The organism is Nocardioides sp. Z21_20 (assembly GCF_059766585.1).
The window spans coordinates 37975-62449 of sequence record NZ_JCBAJX010000016.1 but is presented as its reverse complement, the minus strand read 5'-3'; the positions used below and the strand labels follow the sequence as shown (position 1 = coordinate 62449).

Genomic DNA, 24475 nt, shown 5'->3' with positions numbered 1-24475 from the left:
GTCGCCGGGCCCGGCGTCAGCGTGCGCGGCCTCAGCTGGCCGGCTTCCGGCTCCTGAGTAGGAGTGCCAGGGCCACGCCGGAGACGAGGAGCCCGACCGCGCCGGCGACCAGCAGCCCCGTGGCGGCCCAGGTGATCGACGGGAACTCGGCGCCGGTGGAGGCCTCGACGGCCACCCCAGGCGCGGCGTCGGCGTTCATCACCACCAGCGTCCAGTCGCCGTCGCGGATCTTCCAGGTCAGCGACTGCTCGCCGCTGCCGGTGGCCTCCTCCACCCAGAAGTCCTGCTGGTCGGGGGTGGCGGTGGGGGTGCCGGTGCCGCTGACCTCGTACTGCGGCCCGTCGTCCAGGTCGACGAGCCGGGCATGGCGCACGTCGCCCAGGTAGCCCTCGACGTCCGCGGTCCGCGCGAGCCCCACGAACACGTCCCCGCCGGCACCGTCGTCGGGGCGGACGCTGACCCGGACGTCGCCCAGCCACTGGTCGGGGACCAGGTCGTCCACGGCGTCGGAGTGAACCTTCAGGCTGGGCGTGGTCAGGGCGTAGGTGGAGGTCCCGAACCGCTCGTCGTCGCTCATCACGAACCCGGCGTCGTCGCGGATCACCTGGTCGACCACCAGCAGCGCCGCGCCGACGGCGAGCGCGCCGAGGGACGACACCACCACCAGGCTGGCCAGGACCACCCCGATCACCCGGCCCGCTCCCCAGTGACCACCGGACGGCGCGGTGGCGGCCACCGGCGGCGCCGCGGACGCCCCGTGGCTCGAGTCGGCGGGCGCAGGGTCGGGGGCGGGGTCGTCAGCTCCTTGGTCGAGGCGGAACGGGGGGTAGGCATCGGTCATCAACGCGGTGTAGGCAAGCACCCGCAGTCCCCACCGGTTCATGCCGAGCACGAAGTCGTAGATCGAGCGCGGGTAGCGGCCGGTGAACAGCAACACGACGGCCGCCACGAGGACCAGCACCCCGACCAGGCCGGAGCTGCCGATGAGGGTGAGGCCGGGGGAGTCGTCCCAGCTGCCGGCAACGTAGGACGCGCCGCCGAAGAAGGCGACCAGCACCACGTAGTGCGGGAGCACCAGCAGCCACCACTTGACCAGCACCAGGCCACGGGAGAGGCGCTCGGGGTAGTCGACCTCGAGGTGCGTCGGGTAGTCGGCTCGCTCGGCGAGGGTGAACGGCGGATACCGGTCGGTGCCCAGGGCGCTGTAGCCGTAGTAGGAGACGCGCCACGACCAGCGCATCACCCCGACGTTGAACTCGAAGATCGCCCGCGGGTAATGGGCGGTGAACAGGATCGCGAAGAACGCCACCAGGCTCAGCACCCCGAAGGCGACGCCCAGGAAGCCCAGGACGACGAGGTGGGGGATCAGCAGCAGCCACTTCACCAGCCACAGCCAGCGGCTCAACTGCGCGTCGGGCCGGGCGCTCACGTGCACCGGATAGACGGATGGGCTCATGCGTCCTCGCCCCCTCGTGGTCAGGCGTCGGCGACCGCGGCGATGCGCCGGATGGAGCCGGATGGAGCCGTCGAGCGTCTCGACGCCTCCAGTCTCGCACCGGGCGCCGGGAACGACCAGGTTCCTGTGAGCCGACCGCGGTGCGTCCCTGGCCGCGCCACCCTGGAGCCGTGAGGGCGGGGTGCATAGGTTCTGCCGCGGCCTGCCGTCCGCTCAGTAGTTCCGGGGCCGGCTGATCCCGGACTGGATCGCGAAGACGACCAGCTGGGCGCGGTCGCGCGCGTGCAGCTTGACCATCGTCCGCGACACGTGCGTGCGCACGGTGTCGGGGCTGAGCACGAGAGCAGCGGCGATCTCCTGGTTGGACGCACCCGTGGCGAAGTGCTTGAGATCGCTCGCGGACCCGACCCCCGGAGTGCTCGACACCCTGACCGGTCTGCAGGCGGCCGCCGTGCTCGCGGCGTACGTCCTGATGCTGCCGGTCGTGTCGCTGATCGTCGTCCGACGCCGCGACGTCACCTGAACCCCACGACCTCGCACGGTCCGGAGGGCCAGCGCATAGGTTGGCCCGGTCCGTTGACCGAGAACGAGGAGCGCCATCTGTGAAGCTGTCGATCGTCGACCTGGGCACTGTCGCGCCGGGCACCACGGAGAGCGATGCCCTGACCGACTCGCTGGCGTCCGCCCGCCATGCGGAGGCGCTGGGGTACCACCGGATCTGGTTCGCCGAGCACCACCTGAGCCGATCCGGGGCCTCGCACCATCCCGAGCTGCTGATCGCCGCCGCGGCGACGCAGACCTCGGCGATCCGGCTCGGCTCCGGGGCGGTGCTGATGAACCACTACAGCCCGTTCAAGGTGGCCGAGCTGTTCCAGCAGCTCGAGGCGATGGCGCCCGGCCGGGTGGACCTGGGGATGGGACGGGCCACCGCAGGACCGGTGCTCGACCTGGCGCTGCAGCAGAACCGGCAGACCCCTGCCCGGGTCGAGCACGGCCAGCAGGTGGCCGAGACCCTGGCCTGGCTCTACGACGGGTTCCCCGAGGGCCACCCGTTCACCGGGCACCCGCTGATGCCCAGCGTGGGCACGGTCCCGCAGACCTGGCTGCTGGGCTCGAGCCCGAGCGGGTCGAACCTCGCCGCGGCCCTGGGGATCGGGTACACCTTCGCCGGGTTCATCAACCCGGCGGGCGCGGCGCCCGCACTGCGCCACTACCGCCAGGAGTTCCGGGACCAGGGGTTCGGGCTCGCCTCGCCGCGCGCGATCCTCGCGGTCAACGTCGCCGTCGGCGAGGACGACGCCGACGGGCTGCGCCTGGTGAGCTCGGCGAAGGGGTTCTACGCCCGCCTGCGCCGGGCCGGTCGTCAGGCCGGCTCGGTCACGGTGCCCAGCCCGCAGGAGGCCACCGCCGAGCTGTCCGCCGCCGAGAGCGACGAGCCGACCTCGATCGTGGACGGGCGGTGGCCCCGCTTCGTGGCCGGCAGCCCCGAGAGGGTGCGCGCCACCCTGGAGCAGATGATCGCCGAGAGCGGCGCCGACGAGGTGATGGTCCAGGACCTGATTGCCGAGCCCGGCGCCCGTCGGCGCTCCCACGAGCTTCTGGCCGGCGCCTTCGGCCTGGAGCGGCGGTCGGGGTCGGTGGCCGGGGTCTCGGCGGGGGCCTGGGACGGGGTGTCGACGGGGTCTCAGCCGGCGAAGTAGGTCCTGGGTGAGCGCCAGAGGCGAAGGTCAGGAGCGCGCCGCCCGGCGTGGCGCGCGTCGTACCTGCCGGGTCGCCGCCGTGACTCATGAGGCTGAGGGGACTGGCGGTGGTCCTGCGGTAGTGCGCGCTGTCAATCACTGATGTTGTCGGGCGAAGTTTCGGCCGACAAGGTCAGGGTTCCCCGGCCGACCGGGGAAACCGACATGCCCCACTCGCCCGGAGCGGGCCCGCCGGACCGCGCCGTACCAAGGTGGCCAATCAAGGCCAGGACAGCGTGGCAATTGGGGCTGCTGGGGCGGCTGGGGCCTGTGAGGTAGTGCGCGCTGTCAATCACTGATGTTGTCGGGCGAAGTTTCGGCCGACAAGGTCAGCGTTCCCCGGCCGACCGGGGAAACCGGCGCCCGGGCAGCCGGAGCCCGGTTTCGCTCAGCGGGAACCCAGGGTGAAGCGGCCGGGCACGCGGTTAGCGTCCGAGCCTCCTGCTGTGCACCTTCCCCCGAGAGGTTCCTCGATGACCACGACCGGCCGCGCACCCGGGCGGTACGCCGCCGACCTCGACGCGGGGCACCGCAGCGCCGCCCAGGAGCTGGTGGCGGCCGTGCACAGGCTGAACCTCGCCGTGGCGACCACCGAGATGGACGAGGCCGACCTGCGCCGGGCGCGGGAGGTGCTGGACGGGGTCGCCGAGGAGCTCGGTCAGCGGCGCCGGGCGCGCGTGGTGCGCGCCGGCTTCGAGGCGCCGGCGCAGGCGCGGGACGCCGGGCTGCCGTACCGGGTGAGCGTGCTCAACCCCTGGGGGGTGCCGCTCGAGGTGCACTTCGGTGCCGACGAGGCACGCGCCACGCTCACCGCCAACGCCCTGCACGAGGGACCGCTGGACTCCGTGCACGGGGGCGTCGGAGCCTGGTTGATGGACACCATGCTGGGTCTGCTGATGCAGGTCAGCGGCCGGCCCGCGGTCACCGCCCGGCTCGAGCTGGACTACCGGATCCGCACGCCCCTCGACGAGCCCCTGACGCTGGGGGCGCGGATCGTGAGCCGGGAGGGACGCAAGACCTGGATCGAGGGGTGGATCGAGCACGAGGGCCGGCGCACGGTCGAGGCCAGCGGGCTCTTCGTCGAGGTCGAGCGGAGCGCGCGGGGATGACCACCCGCGACGAGGCGGTGGCCAGGCTGACCGCGCCGGGCCGGCCGTTCGAGATCCGGGTCGAGGACGTGCGTGGACGCCCGCTGCAGGTCTTCGCCCATCGCCAGCGCAGCCTCGGCGAGCTGCTCGCCGCCTCGGTGCGGCACGGGGACGCCGAGTACCTGGTCACCGAACGCTCGCGGCTGAGCTACGCCGAGCACCTCGACGCCGTCGCCGCGCTGGCCCGGGCCCTGCGCACCGAGTACGGCGTCGGCCCCGGTGACCGGGTGGCGATCTGCGCGGCCAACTGCCCGGAGTGGATCGTCGCGTTCTGGGCGGCCCAGGCGCTCGGCGCGGTCGTGGTGGGGATGAACTCGCTGTGGGCGGCGCCGGAGATCGCCTATGCCATCGAGCGCACCGAGCCGACCCTGATCCTCACCGACGCCGCACGCAGACCGCTGGTCGGCGGGCCCGGCATCGCGGTGCTCTCGCTCGAGGGCGACCTCCCGACGCTGGTCGAGCGGTACGCCGGGGCGAAGCTGCCCGCCGACGTCGCCACGGTCGTCGGGGAGGACGACCCCGCCGTCGTGCTCTTCACCAGCGGCACCAGCGGCCGACCCAAGGGCGCCACCCACTCGCACCGCAACGTGATCGGTGCCGTCTGGTTCCACCTGCTCAACGACGCGGTCGCCGCGGAGCTGGGGATGGCGCCGCCGCCGCGCCGCTTCCTGCTGGCCACCCCGCTGTTCCACATCGCCGCGCTGCACAACATCGCGGTGATCCGACTCGTCGTCGGCGACACCGCGGTGCTCCACCTCGGCAAGTTCGACATCGACCGGGTGCTGCGGCTGGTGGAGGCCGAGCGGGTCACGAACTGGGGCGCGGTGCCGACGATGGCCAGTCGGCTGGTCGAGCACGCCGAGCGGCACGGCCTCGACGACTACGACCTGTCCTCGCTGCGGACCTTCACCGTCAACAGCGCGCCGTCGGCGCCGACGCTGAAGCAGCGGGTGCGCGAGGTGCTGCCCCTCGCCGGACGCGCCCTGGGTACGACGTACGGGCTGACCGAGTCCTCGAGCGCGGCCACCCTGGCCGGCGCCGCCGACCTCGCCGCCGATCCCGACACGGTCGGGCGACCGGTACCGACCATGGAGGTCGAGGTGCGCGACGCCGAGGACCGGCGGGTGCCGGACGGGGTGGAGGGCGAGATCTGCCTGCGCGGACCGCTGGTGATGATCGGCTACTGGCGCGACCCGGAGGCGAGCGCCGCGGCGACCACGCCGGACGGGTTCCTGCGCACCGGCGACCTGGGCTCGATGCACGACGGCCGGCTGCGCATCGCCAGCCGACGCTCCGACCTGATCCTGCGTGGCGCCGAGAACGTCTACCCGGCCGAGGTGGAGAACGCCCTGGACACCCACCCCGACGTGCGCGAGAGCATCGTGCTGGGCGTCCCGCACGCCGACCTGGGCGAGGAGGTCGCCGCCGTGGTCGTGCTCGAGCCGGGCGCCACCGCGAGCGCGGAAGAGCTGCGCGCGCACGTGCAGGCGCTGATCGCGCGCTACAAGGTCCCCACCCGCTGGACGCTGACGTCGGAGTCGCTGCCGCGTAACGCCACCGGCAAGGTGATGCGGCGTTCGGTCCAGGTCAGGTGAGCGCGATGACCGGACACCGGGAGGACTGGGCGCCGCTGCTGGCTGACCTGGAACGACGCCGCGCCGCGGCGCGGACGATGGGCGGTCCGGAGAAGCTGGCGAAGACCCGGGCCGCGGGCCGCCTCGACGCCCGGGCCATGGTGGCCGAGCTGCTCGACGCGGGCAGCTTCGCCGAGCTCGGCCTGCTGGCCGGCGACGGCACCGTGCCGGCGGACGCGTTCGTCGCCGGCTCCGGGCTGGTGGACGGCCGACCGGTGCTCCTCGGCGTCGAGGACTTCACCGTGGCCGGAGGCTCGATCGGCACCGCCGGGGCGACGAAGCGCGCCCGGCTGGCAGCGCTGGCCCGGCAGGAGCGGGTGCCGCTGGTGCTGGTCCTCGCCGGCGCCGGCCACCGCGCGACCAACGCCCTCGCGGTCCACCGCCCGGCCCCCAACGACCTGCAGGCACTGGTCGAGCTGGCCGGACTGGTCCCGACCGCCGTGGTGGTCGCCGGCCCCTCCGCCGGGCACGGCGCCCTGGCGGCGCCACTCGCCGACCACGTGGTGCTGGTGGAGGGCGAGGGGTCGCTGTTCACCGCGGGCCCGCCGCTGGTGCGGGCATCGCTCGGCGAGGTGGTCACCAAGGAGGAGCTGGGCGGTGCCGAGGTGCACGCGCAGGCCAGCGGGCTGGTCCACGAGGTGGCACCCGATGCGCGCAGCGCCCTGCACGCCGTACGGCGCTGGTTGTCGTACCTGCCCTCGAACGCGTGGCAGCATCCGCCGACCAGTGCCGGGCCGGACACCGGCGAGCGGCTGCTGGACCGGGTCCTCGACGTGGTGCCACCGGACCCGCGTCGCCCCTACGACATGCGACTGCTGCTCGAGGAGCTCGTCGACGCCGGGTCACTGCTCGAGGTCCAGGCCCGGCACGGGCGGTCGCTGATCACGGCACTGGCCCGGCTGGGCGGCCGGCCGGTCGCCGTACTCGCGAACCAGCCGGACGTGCTGGCCGGGGCGATCGACGTTGCCGCGGCGGAGAAGGGCGCTCGCTTCGTCGAGCGGGCGGCGGCCTTCCACCTCCCGCTGGTGCAGCTGGCCGACAACCCCGGGGTCCTGGCCGGCAGCGCCTCCGAGCGCGCCGGCATCCTGCGGTCGGGAGCCCGGATGTACGCCGCGCAGCACCGGGCCCGGGTCCCGAAGCTGCACGTCACCGTGCGCAAGGCGTTCGGGTTCGGCAGCTCGGTGATGGGCCAGAACGCGTTCGGCGGACAGACCCTGTCGCTTGCCTTCCCGGGGGCGATGCTCGGTGGCATCCCGGCCGCGGTCGGCGGTGCCACCTCGGGGGCCGACCCCCAGACCCGCGAGGCGCTGGTCGCCAACGAGGCCGCCGGACCGTGGCGGCTCGCCGCGAGCGCCACATACGACGACGTCGTCGACCCCCGGGAGCTGCGCAACGCGTTGCTGGCCGGGCTTCGCCTGGCCGTGCGGGTGGATCGCCCGGAGCCGGTCGTGCACACCGGCTACCTCCCGTGAGCGCCCGGCCGGCTACCGGCCTGGGGTCCGCCGACGCCCGGAGCGGGGAGTACCGCCCAGCTCGCAGGTGAGGCGACGGGAGGCGGCGAGCAGGACGGGCGCCAGCGTCTCGGGGATCAGCCGCTCGCCCCGCGCGGCCACGCCGATCGCCGCGACCAGCCCGTTGCTGCCGTGCACGGGGGCCCCCAGCGCCACGATGCCCCGTGTCCCGGGCCAGCGCACCACGTCGAGCCCGGCTCGCCGACGGCAGGCGTGCAGGCGCGCGTGCAGGTCCACCCGGTCCAGTGCCCCCCGCCGCGGGCGGTCCGCCGTGGTCAGGGCCAGGGCGTCGACCTGTTCGGGGCTCAGGGTCGCCAGCATCGCCCGGCCCATGGGCGTGGTGTCGGCGGGGACCTGGCCGCCGACCTGGGAGGGCACCGAGTGCAGCGCGGCGCCCCCGAGCTTGTCCAGGTACAGCAGCAGGCCCCCCTCGAGCACCCCGAGGTGCACGACCGCGCCGGTGGCGAGGTGCAGGTCGTTGAGCTCGTTGGCTGCGGCCTGTCGCAGCCGGCCGTACGTCCGCTCGCCTCGCTGGAGGGGGCTGGCAGCTCCCAGCGCGCGTGGGCCGAGCCGGTAGCCGCGCTGCCCGTGCTCGAGCCAGTGCTGCTCGACGAGCTGGGTCATGATCCGGAACGTGGTCGATCGGGGCAGCCCGGCGATCGCGGCGACCTCCTCGAGCAGCAGTGGTCCCGGGGTCTGGCCGAACACGTCGAGGATCCGGGTGACCCGGGCGACCACCGAGGTGCGCGGGACCTCCGTATCCATCTGGTCAGACGCTGCGACGCGCTCGTGGGCAAGGGGCATGGCCGTCCCTCCCTTTCTCTGTGCTCGGCGACGCGGCGCCCGCCTGGTCGCCTGTCTCGGATCTGGGATCGATGTTTGACACCACCTCCCCGCTGCCATTGACTGTATATGCCGATTAGACATAGTTCAGAACGTACTGACGAGAGGGGCTGCGGTGGACTTCGAGCTCGATGCCGGCCAGCGCGCGTGGCGCGACGAGGTGCGGGCCTTCCTCCGCGCGAATGTCACCGCGGCTCTGCGTGCAGAGCTTGCGGAGCACGACCTCGAGAAGCGCGACGGCGAGCTCGCCGCGTTCCGCCGCAAGATCGGCGAGAAGGGCTGGTTCGGGCTCAACTGGCCGGTCGAGCACGGCGGCCTCGGGCTGGGGCCCATCTACCAGCACCTGCTGGTCAGCGAGTTCGAGTACTGGGGCGTCCCGGGCCCGGACCTCACCGTGACCTCGGTGGCGCCGATGATCATGCGCCACGGCACCGAGCGCAACAAGGCCGAGTTCCTCCCCGCGATCGCCCGCGGCGAGATGGTCTGCGCGGTCGGCTACTCCGAGCCGGGGGCCGGCACCGACCTGGCCAGCCTGCGCACCCGGGCGGTGCTGGAGGGGACGCTGGAGGACGGCGAGTGGGTGATCAACGGGGCCAAGACCTGGAACAGCGGCGCCCAGCGCTCCACGCACGAGTGGCTGTGCGTGCGCACCGACCCCGACGCCCCGAAGCACCGGGGCATCTCGGTGGTCATCGTGCCCATCGACCACCCCGGGGTGAGCATCCGGCCGCTGACCGCGTGGTCGGGCTACCGCACCAATGAGGCCTTCTTCGACGACGTCCGGGTGCCCGCGACGAACCTGATCGGGGAGGCGAACCGGGGCTGGCGCTACATCACCGGCGCGCTCGACCTCGAGCGCGGCGCGCTCACCAACGCCGGTGACCTGCGGCGCGCGGTCGACGACCTGGTCGAGCTGGCGCGACGCCCGCGCCGCGACGGGCGGGTGCCCGCGCACGATCCTGCGGTGCGCCGCCGGCTCGCCCAGCTCGACGCGGACGTCGAGGTGGCCACGCTGATGGGCTTCGAGGCCGCGTCCCTGCTCGACGACGGCGTGATCCCGAGCATCGAGGTGAGCACCGAGAAGATCTTCACCAGCGAGCTGCGCCAGCGCATCGCCGAGGTCGCCCTCGACCTGCTGGGTCCCGACGGGCTGCTCGGGCACCGCACCGCGGCCGCCCCCGACGACGGTCGCTTCGAGCGGCTCTACCGCATCGCCCCGCTGCTGCGCTTCGGCGCCGGCACCAACGAGGTGCTGCGCGACGTCATCGCCCAGCGAGGCCACGCCATGCCGTCCTACGGACGCTGAGAGGAACGCCGTGAAGCTCGTCGTCACCACCCAGGAGCGCGATCTCGCGACCAGCCTGCGTGACCTGTTCACCACCCACTGCCCACCGGAGCTGGTCCGCGGCCTGCGCGGGCCGGGCCCGGAGCGCTTCCCCGAGAAGCTCTGGTCGGCCCTGGTCGGCGCGGAGGTGCTCGCCCTGCCCTTCGCCGACGACGTCGGCGGCGCCGGTGGGACGCTCGACGACCTGGCCGTCGTCTTCGCCGAGGCCGGCCGGGCGCTGTGCCCCACGATCGTGCTCAGCACGCTGCACCTCGGGCTCGCGGTGACCGCACTCGGATCCGCGGAGCAGCGCGGGCGGGTGCTGCCCGGCCTGTGCCGCGGCGAGCTGCGGGGCACGGTGGCGCTGGCCAGCCCGTACGACGCCGCCGAGGTGCGTCCGACCCTGCGGGCCGAGCTGCTCGCCGACGGTTCCGTCGAGGTGAGCGGTCGCCTCGACCACGTCCTGGACGCCGACCTCGCGCACTGCGTGCTGGCCACCGCCACGCTCACCACGTACGGCGAGCCGGATCGCCTCGTCGGTCTCCTGCTGGACCCGCGGGCCGCCGGGGTCTCGGTGACCTCGCTGCCGACCAGCGACGGCGACCGCCTCCACCAGCTCGACCTCGACCACGTGGCGGTGGCGGCCCCCGACGTCCTCACCGGACCCGACGACGCGGGGCTGCGGCCCGAGGAGGTGCGCCGGGCCGCCCTGCTGGTCCGCGCCCTGCAGTGCGTGGACATGGCCGCCGGCGCCGGTGCCGTGCTGGAGCGGACCGTGGCGCACACCCGGGGCCGCGAGCAGTTCGGTCGCCCGATCGCGTCGTTCCAGGCCGCCCAGCACCTGGTCGCCGACATGCACATCGCGGTGCAGGGCGCCCGGCTGGCGGCGCGCAGCGCGGTCTTCTGGCACGGCCGCGGCCGGCCGGCGCTGCGGGAGACGGCGGTGGCGGTGGTGCACGCCGCCTCCGCGTACCGGCGAACCACGCTCGATGCCCACCAGCTGCACGGCGGCATGGGCTACGTCGTCGAGACCGACCTGCACCTGTGGTCCGAGCGGGCCCGCCTGCTCGGCTCCCTCGGCGGTGGCACGGACGTCGCCGGCCGCTGGCTCGAGGAGGCGAACGGCCTTGACTGACCAGGTGCTCTCCGGGATGCGGATCCTGGACCTGTCCCGCTGGGTCGCCGGCGAGTACGCGACCAAGCTGTTCGCCGACTTCGGCGCCGACGTGGTCAAGGTCGAGAAGCTGGGCGAGGGCAGCCTCACCCGCCGGTGGGGCCCGTTCCCCGACGACCGACCCGACCCCGAGCGCAGCGCGCTGTTCCTGCACCTGAACACCAACAAGCGCTCGGTCGCGCTGGACCTGCACGACGCCGCCGACCGCGAGGTGCTGCTCGGCCTGGTCCGCGGAGCCCACGCCGTGGTCGAGTCGTTCCGACCCGGCCACCTCGAGCGGCTCGGGCTCGGCCCCGACGTGCTGCGCGCGGCCAACCCGCGGCTGGTGGTGACCCGGATCAGCGCGTTCGGCCAGACCGGCCCGCGCCGCGACCACGAGGCCAGCGGCCTGGTGCTGCAGGCGGCCGGCGGCCCGATGCACGCCACCGGGCAGGCCGAGCGCGAGCCGCTGCGCAAGCCCGGGCTGCTCGAGCACTACACCGTCGGGCGCAGCGCCGGGCAGGCCACGCTCGCCGCGGTGCTGGGCGCGCGGCGCACCGGCCGCGGCGCGACGATCGACGTCTCCGGGCAGGAGGTGCTGCTGGCCGGCGCCGACCGGCGCGCGTCGTACCTGCTCTCGGCGTCCTACTCCGGCATCACCGCCCCCCGCGGCGCGCGCAGCCCGCACCGGCACGGCGCCACCTTCACCGGGCCGTTCCGGGCGGCCGACGGGTTCGTGATGGTCTACGTGACCAACCAGGCGTTCTGGAACCGCTTCGTGCACCTGGTCGGCGCCGACGACGCCGTCTTCCGCGAGCGGTTCCTGGACCGCCAGACGGTGGCCGGCGACGACCGCGCGGACTTCCTGGCCTACGTCGCCGGGTGGATCGCGGCGCGGCCCAAGATCGCGGTGATGGAGGCGGCCGAGGCCCGGCGCATCCCGGTCACGGCGTACCTGTCGGTCTCCGAGGTGCTCGCGCACCCGCACTTCCGCGAGCGCGGCGCCTTCGTGGCCGCCGAGCACCCCCGGGCCGGCCTGCTGGAGTACGCCGGGCCGCCGTGGCGGATGGAGCGGGGCTACGCGCTGCGGGCCACCGCCCCGCTGCTGGATCAGCACGGCGCCCAGGTGCGCCACGAGGCAACCCTGGAGGTGCCCGCATGAGCATCGATTCCGACGACCGGCCGCTGGCCGGGATCCGGGTGATCGACCTGACGGTCGTCTGGTCGGGCCCCGGCGCGACCGCGCTGCTGGGCGACCTCGGCGCGGAGGTGATCCGGGTGGAGGGCAACGACCGGCTCAGCCGCCAGGTGTCGGCGAAGGTGACCAAGGAGTCCTTCGAGAAGACCGGCTACCACGGGGGCACCTACCCCGACAAGGACCCCGGCGAGCGCCCCTACGACCGCTCCGCGCTGTTCAACTGGCACGCGCGCAACAAGCTCTCGGCGTGCATGAACCTCGACACCCCCGAGGGTCACCGCGCCTTCCTCGACCTGGTCGCGGTCAGCGACGTGCTGGTCGAGAACAACTCCAACGGGGTGCTGGAGAAGCTCGGACTCGGCCACGAGCGGCTGCTCGAGCTGAACCCGCGCCTGGTCGTGGTGCGGATGCCGCCGCTGGGCATGAGCGGGCCGATGAGCGACTACCTGGGCTACGGGCCCAACTTCAACAGCCTGGTCGGCATCGCCGCGATGGACGGCTACGAGGGCGAGGACCCCGACTCGGCCGGCGAGAACTACCACATGGACGAGGCCGCGCCGGCCGGCGTCGGGTTCGCCGTCCTGGCCGCGCTGTGGGACCGGGAGGCGACCGGGCGCGGGGGACTGGTCGAGTTCGCCCAGGCCGAGAACGTGATGGCCGAGGTCGGCGAGCTCTTCCTCGACCACCAGCTCAACCACCGGGACCCGCCGGTGCTCGGCAACGCCGACCCGTGGGCGGTCCAGGACGTGCTGCGCGTGGCCGGGGAGGACCGCTGGGTGGCGGTCACGATCCGCGACGACCGGGACTGGCGCGGCCTGCTCTCGGTGTCCGGCTTCGGCGGCGACCCCCGGCTGCCGGGCGCCGACGCCGACGGCGCCGTACGCCGCGCTCACAGCGCCGGCATCCGCGCCGCGCTGGGCGAGTGGTGCGCCGGGCGGGAGGCCGACGACGTCGTCGCGGCCCTGCAGCGCGCCGGCGTGCCGGCCGCGGAGGTGGTGAGCGAGCCGCAGCTGCTCGACGACGCCCACCTCGAGGCCCGCGGCTGGTGGCGCGAGCGCAGCCACCCCGCGATCGGCACCCACCGCTACCCCGGGCACCCGTGGCGCAGCGACGACCTCGACCTCGCGTTCGGCCGGCCCGTGCCGGGCTTCGGCGAGGACAACGAGCACGTGTACCTGACCGTCCTGGGCTGGTCCCGGGAGCAGTACGACGACCTGGTGGCGCGCGGCCTCGTGACCGACCACCAGCTGGCCTGAGCGGCCGGAGAGGGAATGAGATGACCCAGCAGACGCAGGAACCCGTGCCGGACCTGGTGCCGGCCGCGGCCGCCGCCCAGGTGGGTGAGGTGGTCGCCCGTGCCACCGGGGAGGTCGTCCGACGCGACTGGCAGCGCTGGGCGGTCTCGGTGGGCGAGGACAACCCGCTCTGGTTCGACCCGGACCACGCCCGCGCGCACGGCTACGACGACGTCGTCGCGCCGCCGCTGTACCTGCAGTACGCCGTCCTCGGCGTCACCGCGATGGACCGGCTGCGCGCCGACGGCTCCTCGGGCGCCTCGTCGGGAGACCTGGCGTTCCCCGACGCTCCGCGCCGGATGGCCGGCGGCGAGAGCACCACGTTCCACCGCTCCTGCGGCCACGGCGACGTGCTCACGATGGAGCGCCGGGTGGAGTCGATCGTGCAGAAGCAGGGCCGCAGCGGCCCGTTCGTGCTCGTCACCTGGCGCACGACGTACACCGACCAGCGCGACCGGCTGGTGGCCGAGGCCACCACGTCGATGATCGCCCGCCCGTGAGGAGCACCGCCGTGAGCCAGCAGGAGAGCCCGAGCGTGAGGACCGCGCAGCTGTGCTTCGAGGACGTCGCCGTCGGGCAGGAGCTCCCGAGCCTGGAGGTGGTCGTCGACGAGACGCAGATGTTCCTGTTCAGCGCCGCCACCTACAACGGCCACCGCATCCACTACGACAAGCAGTGGGCGCGCGAGCGCGAGGGCTACGACGACGTCCTGGTCCAGGGCCCGCTGCAGTCCGCGCTGCTGGCCCGGGCGGTGACCGACTGGATCGGCGGCGCCGGCCGACTGGTGTCGTTCGCGGCGCAGAACCGCGCCGTCGCGTTCCCCGGCCAGCAGCTGTCCTTCGGCGGCCGGGTCACCGCGACCCGAGTCGAGGACGGGCGCGGGCTGGTGGAGCTCGAGATCGCCGGGCGTCGCGGCGAGGACGTGCTGATGCCCGGCAGCGCGACCGTCTCCCTGCCGCTGCGGGGGAGTGCCGGGTGAGCGGCCTGCGCGGCGAGGCCGCGATCCTCGGGATCGCCGAGCTGCCGGCGGAGAAGAAGCAGAGCGGTCCGGCGATGTTCACCCTCGACCAGTACGCGCGACTGGCCAAGCTCGTCCTGGACGACGCCGGCCTGCCGGCCTCGGTGGTCAACGGCCTGGTCACCCACGGCGTGCAGGAGTCCGAGATGTTCGCGCCCGCGACGCTCTCGGAGTACCTGGGCGTGCCGCTGGACTTCGGCGAGCGCGTCGACCTCGGCGGGGCGACGGCGGCGGGCATGGTCTGGCGTGCCGCGGCGGCCGTCGAGCTCGGCATCTGCGAGGCGGTGCTGTGCGTGGTGCCGGGGTCGATGATGCTGCCGCGGTCCGCGCGTACGTCGCCGCCCGGCGCGCCGCTTTGGTACGGCGCGTCCAGCGGCAAGTACGGCTCGCCCCAGGCCGAGTTCGAGATCCCGTACGGCAACGTCGGGCAGAACGCGCCGTACGCCCAGATCGCCCAGCGCTACGCCGCGGAGTTCGGCTACGACCCGCGCGCCACCGCGAAGATCGCCGTGGACCAGCGCACCAACGCGTGCGCGCACCCCGACGCCGTCTTCCACGGGAAGCCGCTCAGCGTCGAGGACGTGCTGGCCAGCCCGGTCATCGCGGACCCGATCCACATGCTCGAGGTCGTCATGCGGGTGCAGGGCGGAGCCGCGGTGCTGGTCGGCAACGCCGACCTGGCGCGGCGCTCGCGGCACCGCCCGGTGCGGATCACCGGCTTCGGCGAGCACGTCGCCTTCAAGACCCCGACGTACGCCGAGGACCTGGTGCGCACGCCGATCGCGCGGGCCGCGGACCGGGCCTTCGCGATGGCCGGGCTGGACCGCGCCGACGTCGACATGGCGTCGATCTACGACTGCTACACGATCACCGTGCTGATGAGCCTGGAGGACGCGGGCTTCTGTCCCAAGGGCACCGGCATGCAGTGGGTGACCGAGCGCGATCTGACCTTCCGCGGCGACTTCCCGGTCAACACCGCGGGCGGGCAGCTGTCCTTCGGCCAAGCCGGGATGGCCGGCGGCATGCACCACGTCGTCGACGCCGCGCGCCAGCTGATGGGACGCGCCGAGCAGGCCCAGGTCGCCGACTGTGACACGGCCTTCGTCACCGGCAACGGCGGCATCATGAGCGAGCAGGTCGCCCTGCTCCTGCAGGGGGAGTGAGATGACCGAGACCGTCACCGCGATAGAGGCCCGGCCGCTGCCGGAGCCGACCCCGGTCTCCCAGCCGTACTGGGACGCGCTGCGCGAGCACCGGATCCGGATCCAGTTCTCCCCCTCGGGGGGCCAGTGGGTGTTCTACCCCCGGCTGCTGGCGCCCGGCACCCTCGCCGACGACCTGGAGTGGCGCGAGATCTCGGGCCACGGGACGCTGCACACCTTCACCGTCGCGCACCGACCGACGGCGCCGCCGTGGGCCGACGCCGTACCGCAGGTGCTGGCCGTCGTCGAGTGGGACGAGGGCCCGCGGGTGAGCACCGAGCTGGTCGAGGTGAACCCCGGCGACCTGCGGGTGGGCATGCGCGTGGTCCCGGTCTTCCACGACGACCCCGACAGCGGCATCACGCTGCTGCACTACCGAGCGAAGGGTGACGACGATGGCTGAGCATGACCTGGTGGTGCGAGGGGGCACCGTCGTGGACGGAACGGGTGCGCAGCCGCGGTCCGCGGATGTGGCGGTGCGCGACGGGGTGGTGGTCGAGGTCGGCCGGGTCTCGGGCCGCGGGCACCGCGAGGTCGCCGCGGACGGCGCGCTGGTGCTGCCGGGCTTCGTCGACGTGCACACCCACTACGACGGTCAGGCGACCTGGGACAGCCGGCTGCAGCCGTCGTCGTGGCACGGCGTCACCACCGTGGTGATGGGCAACTGCGGCGTGGGCTTCGCCCCGGCCGTGCCGGCGGACCACGCGCGGCTGATCGCGCTGATGGAGGGCGTCGAGGACATCCCCGGCGTCGCGCTCACCGAGGGCCTGGCCTGGGACTGGCAGTCCTTCCCCGAGTACCTCGACGCCCTGGAGCGCCGTCCCCACGACCTCGACTTCGCCGCCCAGGTGCCTCACGCGGCGCTGCGGGTGCGGGCGATGGGGGACCGGGCCGCCGCGCACGCCCAGGCCACCGACGAGGAGGTGGTGCTGATGGCGAAGCTGGCCGCCGAGGCGATCGAGGCCGGCGCGCTCGGCTTCACCACCTCGCGGACCCTCAACCACAAGACCCGTGCCGGCGAGCTGACCCCGTCGTACGCCGCGGGGCGCGACGAGCTGGTGGCCATCTCGCGGGCCGTCGGCGCGACCGGGCAGGGCGTCCTGCAGCTGGTCACCGACTGGGACGACGACACCATCGAGACCGACTTCGACCTGATCACCGCGATGGCGGCGGCGGCGGGCCGGCCGATGTCGTTCTCGCTGGCGCAGAGCCCGTCGTACCCCGACCGCTTCCGCAAGGCCCTCGCCTTCCTGGACCGCGCCAACGCCCAGGGGCACCGGCTGCGCGCGCAGGTCGCGGCGCGCGGGATCGGCATCCTGATGGGTCTGGACTGCACGCTGAACCCGTTCGCGGCGAATCCGGCGTGGCTGCGGATCTCGCACCTGCCGCCGGCGGAGCAGGCCCGGGCGATGCGCGAGCCGGCGCTGCGCGCGGAGATCCTGGAGCTGGGGATCGTCGACGCCTCGAACCTCATCGGCGGCGCCCTGCTGGACCGCTTCGAGATCATGTTCGAGCTCACCGACCCGCCGAACTACGAGCCCGACCCGGCGTCCACGATCGCCAACCGGGCGGCCGCGCGCGGCATCACCCCGCTCGAGCTGGCCTACGAGATCCTCATCTCCGACGACGGCCGCGGGATGTTCTACCTGCCGTTCACCAACTACGTCGACGGATCGCTCGACGGCTGCGCGGAGATGCTCGGGCACGAGTTCACGATCCCCGGACTCTCCGACGGCGGGGCGCACGTCGGCACAATCTGCGACGGCTCGTTCCCGACCACGCTGCTGCAGCACTGGGTGCGCGACCGGGAGACGTTCCCGATCGAGCTGATGGTCGCGCGCCAGGCGCGGGCCACGGCGGAGGCGGTCGGGCTGCTCGACCGCGGCCTGCTGGTGCCCGGGCACAAGGCCGACCTGCTGGTGGTCGACCTGGACGGGCTGCACCTGCACAAGCCGGAGATGCACCACGACCTCCCGGCCGGCGGGCGGCGCCTGCTGCAGCGCGCCGACGGGTATCGGCACACGTTCGTCTCGGGCGTGGAGACCTATGTCGACGGGGAAGCCACCGGGGAGCTGCCCGGCCGGCTGGTGCGCGGAGGCCGACCGAGCCCCTCCTGACCGGGGCAGGAAACCGGGGAAGTATCTGGTTGCCACATGCTTCCCCGGAGTATGCCTAACCGATATAGTCCAGGTGTGGTGCCCCTTCCCGTTGGGGCTCCTCGACTTGGAGGAAAGCGATGAAGCGAGGCAGAAGCGTGCTGCGGCCCGCTGCGGTGCTGGTGGCGGCGATGATGCTGCTGGTCGGCTGCGGCGGCGGCGAGGACACGGACGGGGACGGCAGCGGCGGTGGCGGCGGCGCCTCCGGCGGTGAGTTCGAGTACACCGAGGGCATGGTGGGAGACGAGGACTCGGCTGGCGAGCCCAAGGCCGGCGGAGAGCTGAGCTATGCCATCTACTCCGAGCCGCGCAGCCTCGACCCGGCGGTGACGATCGCCGCGGTGACCACCGGTGGCACCGAGATGGCGGCCATCTACGACGTGCTGCTGCGCTACGACACCGAGGCGAAGGACTTCGTCCCGCAGCTCGCCGAGTCCATCGAGCCCAACGGCGACCACACCGAGTGGACCCTGACCCTGCGTGACGAGGTGAGCTTCTCCGACGGCACTCCGCTCGACGCGGCCGCCGTCAAGGCCAGCCAGGAGCGGTACGCCGCGGCGCCCGCTCCCGAGGCGGCGCTGTGGAAGAGCAACGTCACCGGCGTCGAGGCCACCGACGACAAGACCGTCGTCTACTCGCTGAACAAGCCGTGGGCGATGTTCCCGGCGATGCTCGCCTCCGGCCCCGGCATGATCGTCGGCGAGGCGTCCGGCGCGGTCGGCGAGGGCTTCAAGCCGGTCGGTGCCGGTCCGTTCACGTTCGTGCACCAGCGCGCCGGCGAGGAGATGAAGCTCGCGGCCAACGAGAAGTACTGGAACGGCCGCCCGAACCTCGACGAGCTGCGCTTCGTCTACCTGGGTGAGCAGACGACGGTCCAGGACTCCTTCGACAGCGGCAGCGTTGACATGGCGTTCTTCCGCGACCCCGACGTCGTCGACGGGGTGCTCAAGGACGGCCACCGTGGCTACGCCAACCTGGTCGCCGTCAGCGACACCACGCTGATCAACGGCGCCGAGGACCGGCCCGGCTCCGATGTCCGGGTGCGCAAGGCCATCCAGATGGCGATCGCGCCCGACATGGTGCGCCAGCGCGTCTACGACGGGCACGGCATGGCCAGCACGCTGCTCTTCCCCGACTACTCCCGCTGGTTCTCCGAGGAGATGGAGGGCGTCGAGCCCGATCCCGAGGGCGCCAAGAAGCTGCTCGACGAGGCGAAGGCCGAGGGCTACGACGGCAAGATCACCTACCTCGACTCGAACACCTCGGCGTCGCGCGACACCGGTCAGGTCGTCAAGGCGGCCCTGGAGGCCGTCGGCTTCGAGGTCGAGATCGAGATGGTCCCGACCGTCACCGACCTGATCAACAAGCTGGCTGTCGAGCGGGACTATGACCTCGCCGGCTGGGGCATCAACTACCGCGAGGGCGACCCCTTCTCGAAGCTCTTCGCGTCGCTGCACAGCACCGGCACCCAGACCTACGGGATGCCGACCAGCCCGGAGATGGACGCGGCGCTGGAGGAGTTCCAGGGTGCGGCCGACGAGGCCGCCCAGCAGGCGGCGATGGTCAAGATCCAGCAGGCGTGGAACGAGAGCGTCCCGTTCCTGGCCTGGATGCCGATGGCCGAGCTCACCGCCTGGAACGACGACGTGCACGGCGTCAAGGGCGCGGCCAACTCGATGGTCCTCCTCGACGAGGCCTGGATCAGCTGACCCACCCCGTCGGCGTGAGCTCGCGTCGTACGGCGGCCGAGTCGGCGTGAGTTCGCGTCGTACGGGGGCCGAGTCGGCGTGAGCTCGCGTCGTACGGCGGCCGAGTCGGCGTGAGTTCGCGTCGTACGGGGGCCGAGTCGGCGCAAGTTCGCGTCGTACGGCCGCTGAGTCGGCGTGAGTTCGCGTCGTACGGGGGCCGAGTCGGCGCAAGTTCGCGTCGTACGGGGGCCGAGTCGGCGCAAGTTCGCGTCGTACGGGGGCCGAGTCGGCGTGAGTTCGCGTCGTACGGCGGCCGAGTCGGCGTGAGTTCGCGTCGTACGGGGGCCGAGTCGGCGTGAGTTCGCGTCGTACGGCCGCTGAGTCGGCGTGAGCTCGCGTCGTTCGGGGCCGAGTCGGCTTTACTTCGCGGTCGGCAGCCCCGAGTGGCGCCGAAATCGGGCTGCTGGGCCTGCGGTCTCGCAGCCCGTCGGGGCCTTGAGTCAGAGAGATGAGCACGCCGTCCGGCGAACCGTCCAGGTCCGCCGGGCGGCGTGCTGTTGCGTGGGTACGACGAGTGCCTGCCGTGTGGTGAACACCGAGGCCCGGCAGGCGCCCGAAGCTCGGGGGAGGGGGCGGGAGGGGAGACGATCGCGGGGGTCGCGGGGATGTCGGATTCCCGCTCACCACATGAAACCCGCACTTCCCACGTGAAGGAACGTGTGGGAAGTGCGGGTTTCATGTGGCCAGTCCGGGCGGCGTACGCGCATCCCCAGGCCCTTCGAGGATCCAGCGGCGGCTCACACGCTGCGCGAAGTCACGCCCGGAGGGATCCTCATCCCCGCGAGTTCGCGCCGACTCGGGCCCCGTACGACGCGAGTTGGCGCCGACTCGGGCCCCGTACGACGCGAGTTGGCGCCGACTCGAGCCCCGTACGACGCGAGTTCGCGCCGACTCGAGCCCCGTACGACGCGAGTTCGCGCCGACTCGCGCCCCGTACGACGCGAGTTCGCGCCGACTCGCGCCCCGTACGACGCGAGTTCGCGCCGACTCGGGCCCAGGCGACGCGAGTTTGCGCCGACTGGGGTGTTAGGTGAGGTGGAAGCCGGGGTAGCCGTCGCGGGCGACCTGGTCGCAGTGGGTGCGGTAGTTGCCTACGCCGCCGATGTAGGGCAGGAAGACGCGCGGTTTGCCGGGGACGTTGGCGCCCATGTACCAGGAGTCGGTGCGGGGGTAGAGCGTCGCGTTGCCGGCGAGCTGGACGTGCTCGGTCCACTCCTTCTCCGCGCGCTCGTCCGCCTCGACCATCGGGGTCCCGGCCTCCCGCAGGTGGGCCAGCAGATCGGCGACCCACTCCACGTGCTGCTCGATCGAGACCACCGCGTTGCTCAGTGCCGAGGGGCTCCCGGGCCCGGTCAGGGTGAACATGTTCGGGAAGCCCGACACCCCGATCCCGAGATAGCTGCGCGGTCCGTCCGCCCAGGCCTCGCGCAGGGTGCGCCCGTCGCGCCCGCGGATGTCGATCGCCAGCAGCGGCCCGGTCATCGCGTCGTAGCCGGTGGCGTAGACGAGGTCGTCGAGCTCGTGCTCCACGCCCCCGGCGACGACCCCGGTGGGGGTGATCCGCTCGATCGGCGTGCGCCGCAGGTTCACCAGCGTGACGTCGTCGCGGTTGAACGTCGCGTAGTAGCCGGTGTCCAGGCAGGGACGCTTGGTGCCGTAGGCGTAGCCGCGCGGCGTCAGGTCCTCGGCGACCTGCGGGTCGCGGACGATCTCCGCGATCCGCCGGCGCACGAACTCGGCCGCGGTGTGGTTGGACTCCTCGTTGCGGACCAGGTCGTTGTACGCCTGCAGGATGCCGGTGAGCGTGCCCTCCTCCCACCGCTCGCGGTACTTGGCCTCCCGCTCCTGCTCCGGCACCTCCAGGGCGCTGCAGGTCGGCGGCTCGAGCAGGATGCCGTACGACGAGCCCCGCACCTCCTCCTTGACCGCCGCGTGGTCCTCGCGCAGCCGCGCCACCTTTTCCGGGTCCGGGGCGCCGTTCTTCGCCGGCAGGCTGAAGTTGGGCGTGCGCTGGAAGACCGTGACGTGCGCGGCCTGATCGGCCACCAGCGGGATGAGCTGGATGCCGGAGGACCCGGTGCCGATCACGCCGACCCGCCGACCGGTGAAGTCCACGGGCTCGTGCGGCCACGCGCCGGTGTGGTACGTCGGCCCCGCGAACGAGTCGCGGCCCTCGATCTGCGGCAGGTTGGTGCTGGACAGCAGGCCGACGGCGAGCACCAGGTACGACGCGGACAGCTCCTCGCCGGCATCGGTGGTGACCCGCCACCGGCCGGCCGGCTCGTCGAGGTGCGCGGAGACCACCCGGGTGTCCAGGGTGATGTCGCGGCGCAGGTCGAAGCGGTCGGCGACGTGGCGCAGGTAGGCGAGGATCTCGGGCTGCGCGGCGTAGCGCTCGGACCACTCCCACTCCCGGGCCAGGTCGGCGTCGAAGCTGTAGGAGTAGAAGACGCTCTCGATGTCGCAGCGCGCACCCGGGTAGCGGTTCCAGTACCAGGTGCCGCCCACGTCGGAGCCGGCCTCGATCACCCGCACCGACAGGCCCTGACCGCGCAGGCGGTGCAGGGCGTAGAGGCCGGCGAAGCCGGCGCCCACCACCACTGCGTCGACGGAGGTGACGGGGGCGGTGGCACTCATGCGTGCTCCTCGGTGAGCGGGGTCGGGTGGCTGCCGGCGAGGTGCCGGTCGATCTCGGCGGCGACGTGGTCCAGCGCCTCGAAGGAGGCGGGGAGCAGGCCGACCATGGTGAAGAAGCCGTGCATCTGGCCCGGGAAGCGGCGACACGTCACCGGCACCCCGGCCGCGCCCAGCGCCGCGGCGTACGCCTCGCCCTCGTCGCGCAGCACGTCGTGCTCGGCGGTGATCACCACCGCGGGCGGCAGTCCGGCCAGCCGCTCGGCGCGGGCCGGCGACACATCGGGATGGTCTCGGTGCTCCTCGGGCACGTACTGGTCCCAGAACCAGCGCAGGGTGTCGCGGTTCAGCGCGAGCTGGTTGGCCGGGTCGGTGTACGAGCCGTTGTCGAAGTCGTGGTCGACCACCGGATAGACCAGCACCTGCAGCGCGATCTCGGGCCCGCCGGCGTCGCGGGCGTGGCGGGTCAGGATCGTGGCCAGGTTGCCTCCGGCGCTGTCACCGGCGATCACCAGCGGGGCGTCGGCGCCGGCGAGGTCGCCGCGATGCCGGCTCACCCAGGCGAGCAGGTCCTGGGCGTCCTCGACGGCCGCCGGCCACGGGCTCTCGGGAGCCAGCCGGTAGCCGCCGAGCACGACCGTGCACCCGGTGCGGTGGGCGAGCTCGCGCCCCAGCGACTCGTGCTCGGCGGGCGAGCCGACCACCCAGCCGCCGCCGTGCAGGTAGAGCAGGATCCCGCGCGGGGAGGCGGGAGAGATCACCCGGGCGGTCAGCGTGCCGCCCCGGGCGGGCACGCTGACGTCCTCGGCGTGCGCCGGCTCCGGGCCGGGCGGATAGAGGGTGGCCAGGCCGGCCATCCGGGCGCGGGCCTCGATGGGGGAGGTCTCGTGCATGGGTGGGCCGCCGGCGGCGGCGAGCTGCTGGAGCAGGGCGGTGGTGGCGGCGTCGAGGGCCATGGATCCTCCGAAGGGTCGTGGGGGTGGGGGCTCAGGCCCGAGGCGGGGGCTGAATCGACTTGATCTCGAGGAACTCCTCGAGGCCGAAGCGGCCGTACTCGCGGCCGAGGCCGGACTGCTTGTAGCCGCCGAACGGGGCCAGCCGGTTGCCGTTGATGCCGTTCACGTGCACGGTCCCGGACCTGATCCGCCGGGCCACGGCGAAGGCGCGCTCGGGGTCGGCCCCGAAGACGCCCGCGGAGAGTCCGTAATCGGTGGCGTTGGCGAGGCGGACCGCGTCGTCGTCGCCGCGATGGGCCTGGATCGCGAGCACGGGCCCGAAGACCTCCTCGCGGGCCACCGCCATCTCGGGGGTGACCCGGCCGAGCACGACCGGGCCGAGGTGGAACCCGCGCGCCGGACGGTCGGGCGCGGGATCGCCGTGGACGACCTCCGCCCCCTCCTCGACGGCGCGCGCGAGGTGGCCCACCACCCGCTCCCACTGCGCCGCGGAGGCGAGCGGGCCCAGGTTCTCCCCGGGGACGAAGGCCCGGGCCGTCTCGCTCGCCAGGGTGACCGCGTCGTCGTACCGCTCCTCGGGCACGACCAGGCGGGTCCAGGCCGCGCAGGTCTGCCCGGTGTTCATCATGCAGAAGCCGACGCTGGTGCGCACCGCGCTCGCGAACGCCTCGTCGTCCAGGTCGTCGAGCAGGACGCTCGGTGACTTCCCGCCGAGCTCGAGGGCCACCCGCTTCACGGTGCCCGCGGCCGCGCGCTGGATCGAGCGCCCGACGGCGGTGGAGCCGGTGAACGAGACCATGTCCACCCCGGCGTGCTCGGCCAGCGCGGCGCCGACCACGTCCCCGCGACCGGGCAGCAGCTGCAGCCACCCGGGCGGCACACCGGCGTCGCGCGCGGCCTCCACGAGCAGGTACGCCGTCAGCGGGGTGGTCTCGGCGGGCTTGAGCACCACCGGGCACCCGGCGGCAAGTGCGGCGCCCACCTTGGCCAGCGCCTGGTGCAGCGGGAAGTTCCACGGCGAGATCGCCGCGACCACGCCGATCGGCTCCCGGGCGATGGTGGAGTCGCCGAGCGGCTCCTCGAAGGCGTAGCCCTCCAGCACGTCGAGGGTGGTGGCCAGGGTGGCCAGCGGCATCCCCACCTGGACCTGGCGCGCGAACGCCGCCGGCGAGCCGATCTCGGCCGACATCGTCTCGGCGAACACCTCGGTGCGCTCGGCGATCCGCTCGTGCAGCGCCCGGAGCGCCGTCAGCCTCTCGGCGACGGGCCAGGCCGGGCCCTCGTCGACGACGCGCCGGGCGCCGGCGACCGCGCGGTCGACGTCCTCGGCGTCGGCCAGGCGCACCCGCGCGTGCACCTCGCCGGTGCGTGGGTCGACCAGGTCGAGGTGCTCTGTCCCGTGCGGCTCGACCCACTCCCCGTCGATGTGGATGCGCTGCCTGGTCTCCATGCGTTGCCCC

20 protein-coding genes are annotated in these 24475 nt (G+C 73.4%); 14 read left to right on the top strand and 6 right to left on the bottom strand.

Going from position 1 to position 24475, the window contains the following annotated elements; all coding sequences use genetic code 11:
- Nucleotides 1-31: 31 nt before the first annotated feature.
- Both AC6EH9_RS18180 and AC6EH9_RS18175 read right to left on the bottom strand, forming a co-directional pair.
- Entirely contained in the window at nucleotides 32-1456 is a 1425-nt protein-coding gene (locus tag AC6EH9_RS18180) for a DUF4389 domain-containing protein (RefSeq protein ID WP_498425086.1), read from the bottom strand.
- 213 nt (nucleotides 1457-1669) lie between these two features.
- A complete protein-coding gene (locus tag AC6EH9_RS18175; protein WP_498425085.1) occupies nucleotides 1670-1882 on the bottom strand; it encodes a response regulator transcription factor in 213 nt (70 codons plus the stop codon).
- A 176-nt stretch (nucleotides 1883-2058) separates the two neighbouring features.
- Here AC6EH9_RS18175 and AC6EH9_RS18170 point away from each other — a divergent pair, with 176 nt between their 5' ends.
- The 4 genes from AC6EH9_RS18170 to AC6EH9_RS18155 all read left to right on the top strand — a co-directional run bounded on the left by AC6EH9_RS18170 (nucleotide 2059) and on the right by AC6EH9_RS18155 (nucleotide 7449).
- The gene (locus AC6EH9_RS18170; RefSeq protein ID WP_498425084.1) at nucleotides 2059-3156 is read left to right on the top strand and encodes an MsnO8 family LLM class oxidoreductase; all 1098 of its coding nucleotides are present in this window, start codon (nucleotides 2059-2061) and stop codon (nucleotides 3154-3156) included.
- A 512-nt stretch (nucleotides 3157-3668) separates the two neighbouring features.
- Complete coding sequence (locus AC6EH9_RS18165; RefSeq protein ID WP_498425083.1) at nucleotides 3669-4304, top strand: PaaI family thioesterase; 636 nt, start codon at nucleotides 3669-3671, stop codon at nucleotides 4302-4304.
- Complete coding sequence (casG, locus tag AC6EH9_RS18160) at nucleotides 4301-5938, top strand: steroid-24-oyl-CoA synthetase (RefSeq protein WP_498425082.1); 1638 nt, start codon at nucleotides 4301-4303, stop codon at nucleotides 5936-5938. The genes AC6EH9_RS18165 and casG overlap by 4 nt, the downstream gene beginning before the upstream one ends.
- 5 nt (nucleotides 5939-5943) lie before the next feature.
- Entirely contained in the window at nucleotides 5944-7449 is a 1506-nt protein-coding gene (locus AC6EH9_RS18155) for an acyl-CoA carboxylase subunit beta (RefSeq protein WP_498425081.1), read from the top strand.
- 12 nt (nucleotides 7450-7461) lie between these two features.
- Here AC6EH9_RS18155 and AC6EH9_RS18150 read toward each other — a convergent pair whose 3' ends face one another.
- Entirely contained in the window at nucleotides 7462-8253 is a 792-nt protein-coding gene (locus tag AC6EH9_RS18150; RefSeq protein WP_498425080.1) for an IclR family transcriptional regulator, read from the bottom strand.
- Nucleotides 8254-8446: 193 nt separating this feature from the next.
- On the opposite strand from AC6EH9_RS18150, the gene AC6EH9_RS18145 reads away from it, so the two are divergent.
- The 10 genes from AC6EH9_RS18145 (at nucleotide 8447) to AC6EH9_RS18100 (ending at nucleotide 19386) form a co-directional block, all read left to right on the top strand.
- Nucleotides 8447-9637: an acyl-CoA dehydrogenase family protein gene (locus AC6EH9_RS18145; protein ID WP_498425079.1), complete on the top strand. Its 1191-nt coding sequence runs from the start codon at nucleotides 8447-8449 to the stop codon at nucleotides 9635-9637.
- A 10-nt stretch (nucleotides 9638-9647) separates the two neighbouring features.
- Nucleotides 9648-10790 (top strand): acyl-CoA dehydrogenase family protein, encoded by a 1143-nt coding sequence (locus tag AC6EH9_RS18140; RefSeq protein ID WP_498425078.1) that lies wholly within the window; start codon nucleotides 9648-9650, stop codon nucleotides 10788-10790.
- Entirely contained in the window at nucleotides 10783-11970 is a 1188-nt protein-coding gene (locus tag AC6EH9_RS18135; RefSeq protein ID WP_498425077.1) for a CaiB/BaiF CoA transferase family protein, read from the top strand. Before AC6EH9_RS18140 ends, AC6EH9_RS18135 begins: the two co-directional genes overlap by 8 nt.
- On the top strand, nucleotides 11967-13262 hold the full coding sequence (locus tag AC6EH9_RS18130; RefSeq protein WP_498425076.1) for a CaiB/BaiF CoA transferase family protein: 1296 nt from the start codon (nucleotides 11967-11969) through the stop codon (nucleotides 13260-13262). The genes AC6EH9_RS18135 and AC6EH9_RS18130 overlap by 4 nt, the downstream gene beginning before the upstream one ends.
- Before the next feature lie 20 nt (nucleotides 13263-13282).
- Entirely contained in the window at nucleotides 13283-13801 is a 519-nt protein-coding gene (locus AC6EH9_RS18125; RefSeq protein ID WP_498425075.1) for an FAS1-like dehydratase domain-containing protein, read from the top strand.
- 11 nt (nucleotides 13802-13812) lie between these two features.
- Nucleotides 13813-14280 (top strand): MaoC family dehydratase, encoded by a 468-nt coding sequence (locus tag AC6EH9_RS18120; RefSeq protein ID WP_498425074.1) that lies wholly within the window; start codon nucleotides 13813-13815, stop codon nucleotides 14278-14280.
- A complete protein-coding gene (locus AC6EH9_RS18115) occupies nucleotides 14277-15482 on the top strand; it encodes a thiolase family protein (protein WP_498425073.1) in 1206 nt (401 codons plus the stop codon). The genes AC6EH9_RS18120 and AC6EH9_RS18115 overlap by 4 nt, the downstream gene beginning before the upstream one ends.
- Before the next feature lies 1 nt (nucleotide 15483).
- Nucleotides 15484-15924 (top strand): Zn-ribbon domain-containing OB-fold protein, encoded by a 441-nt coding sequence (locus AC6EH9_RS18110; RefSeq protein ID WP_498425072.1) that lies wholly within the window; start codon nucleotides 15484-15486, stop codon nucleotides 15922-15924.
- Nucleotides 15917-17638, top strand: a complete 1722-nt coding sequence (locus AC6EH9_RS18105; RefSeq protein WP_498425071.1) for an N-acyl-D-amino-acid deacylase family protein — start codon at nucleotides 15917-15919, stop codon at nucleotides 17636-17638. The genes AC6EH9_RS18110 and AC6EH9_RS18105 overlap by 8 nt, the downstream gene beginning before the upstream one ends.
- Nucleotides 17639-17757: 119 nt before the next feature.
- Nucleotides 17758-19386: an ABC transporter substrate-binding protein gene (locus AC6EH9_RS18100; RefSeq protein WP_498425070.1), complete on the top strand. Its 1629-nt coding sequence runs from the start codon at nucleotides 17758-17760 to the stop codon at nucleotides 19384-19386.
- Nucleotides 19387-20451: 1065 nt separating this feature from the next.
- Here AC6EH9_RS18100 and AC6EH9_RS18095 read toward each other — a convergent pair.
- Genes AC6EH9_RS18095 through AC6EH9_RS18085 form a run of 3 tightly spaced genes read right to left on the bottom strand, consistent with a single transcriptional unit; the run spans nucleotide 20452 to nucleotide 24465 of the window.
- The gene (locus AC6EH9_RS18095) at nucleotides 20452-22062 is read right to left on the bottom strand and encodes a flavin-containing monooxygenase (protein WP_498425069.1); all 1611 of its coding nucleotides are present in this window, start codon (nucleotides 22060-22062) and stop codon (nucleotides 20452-20454) included.
- Nucleotides 22059-23015, bottom strand: coding sequence for an alpha/beta hydrolase (locus AC6EH9_RS18090; RefSeq protein ID WP_498425068.1), 957 nt, complete (start codon nucleotides 23013-23015; stop codon nucleotides 22059-22061). Before AC6EH9_RS18090 ends, AC6EH9_RS18095 begins: the two co-directional genes overlap by 4 nt.
- 31 nt (nucleotides 23016-23046) lie before the next feature.
- The gene (locus AC6EH9_RS18085; protein ID WP_498425067.1) at nucleotides 23047-24465 is read right to left on the bottom strand and encodes an aldehyde dehydrogenase family protein; all 1419 of its coding nucleotides are present in this window, start codon (nucleotides 24463-24465) and stop codon (nucleotides 23047-23049) included.
- Nucleotides 24466-24475 lie beyond the last annotated feature (10 nt).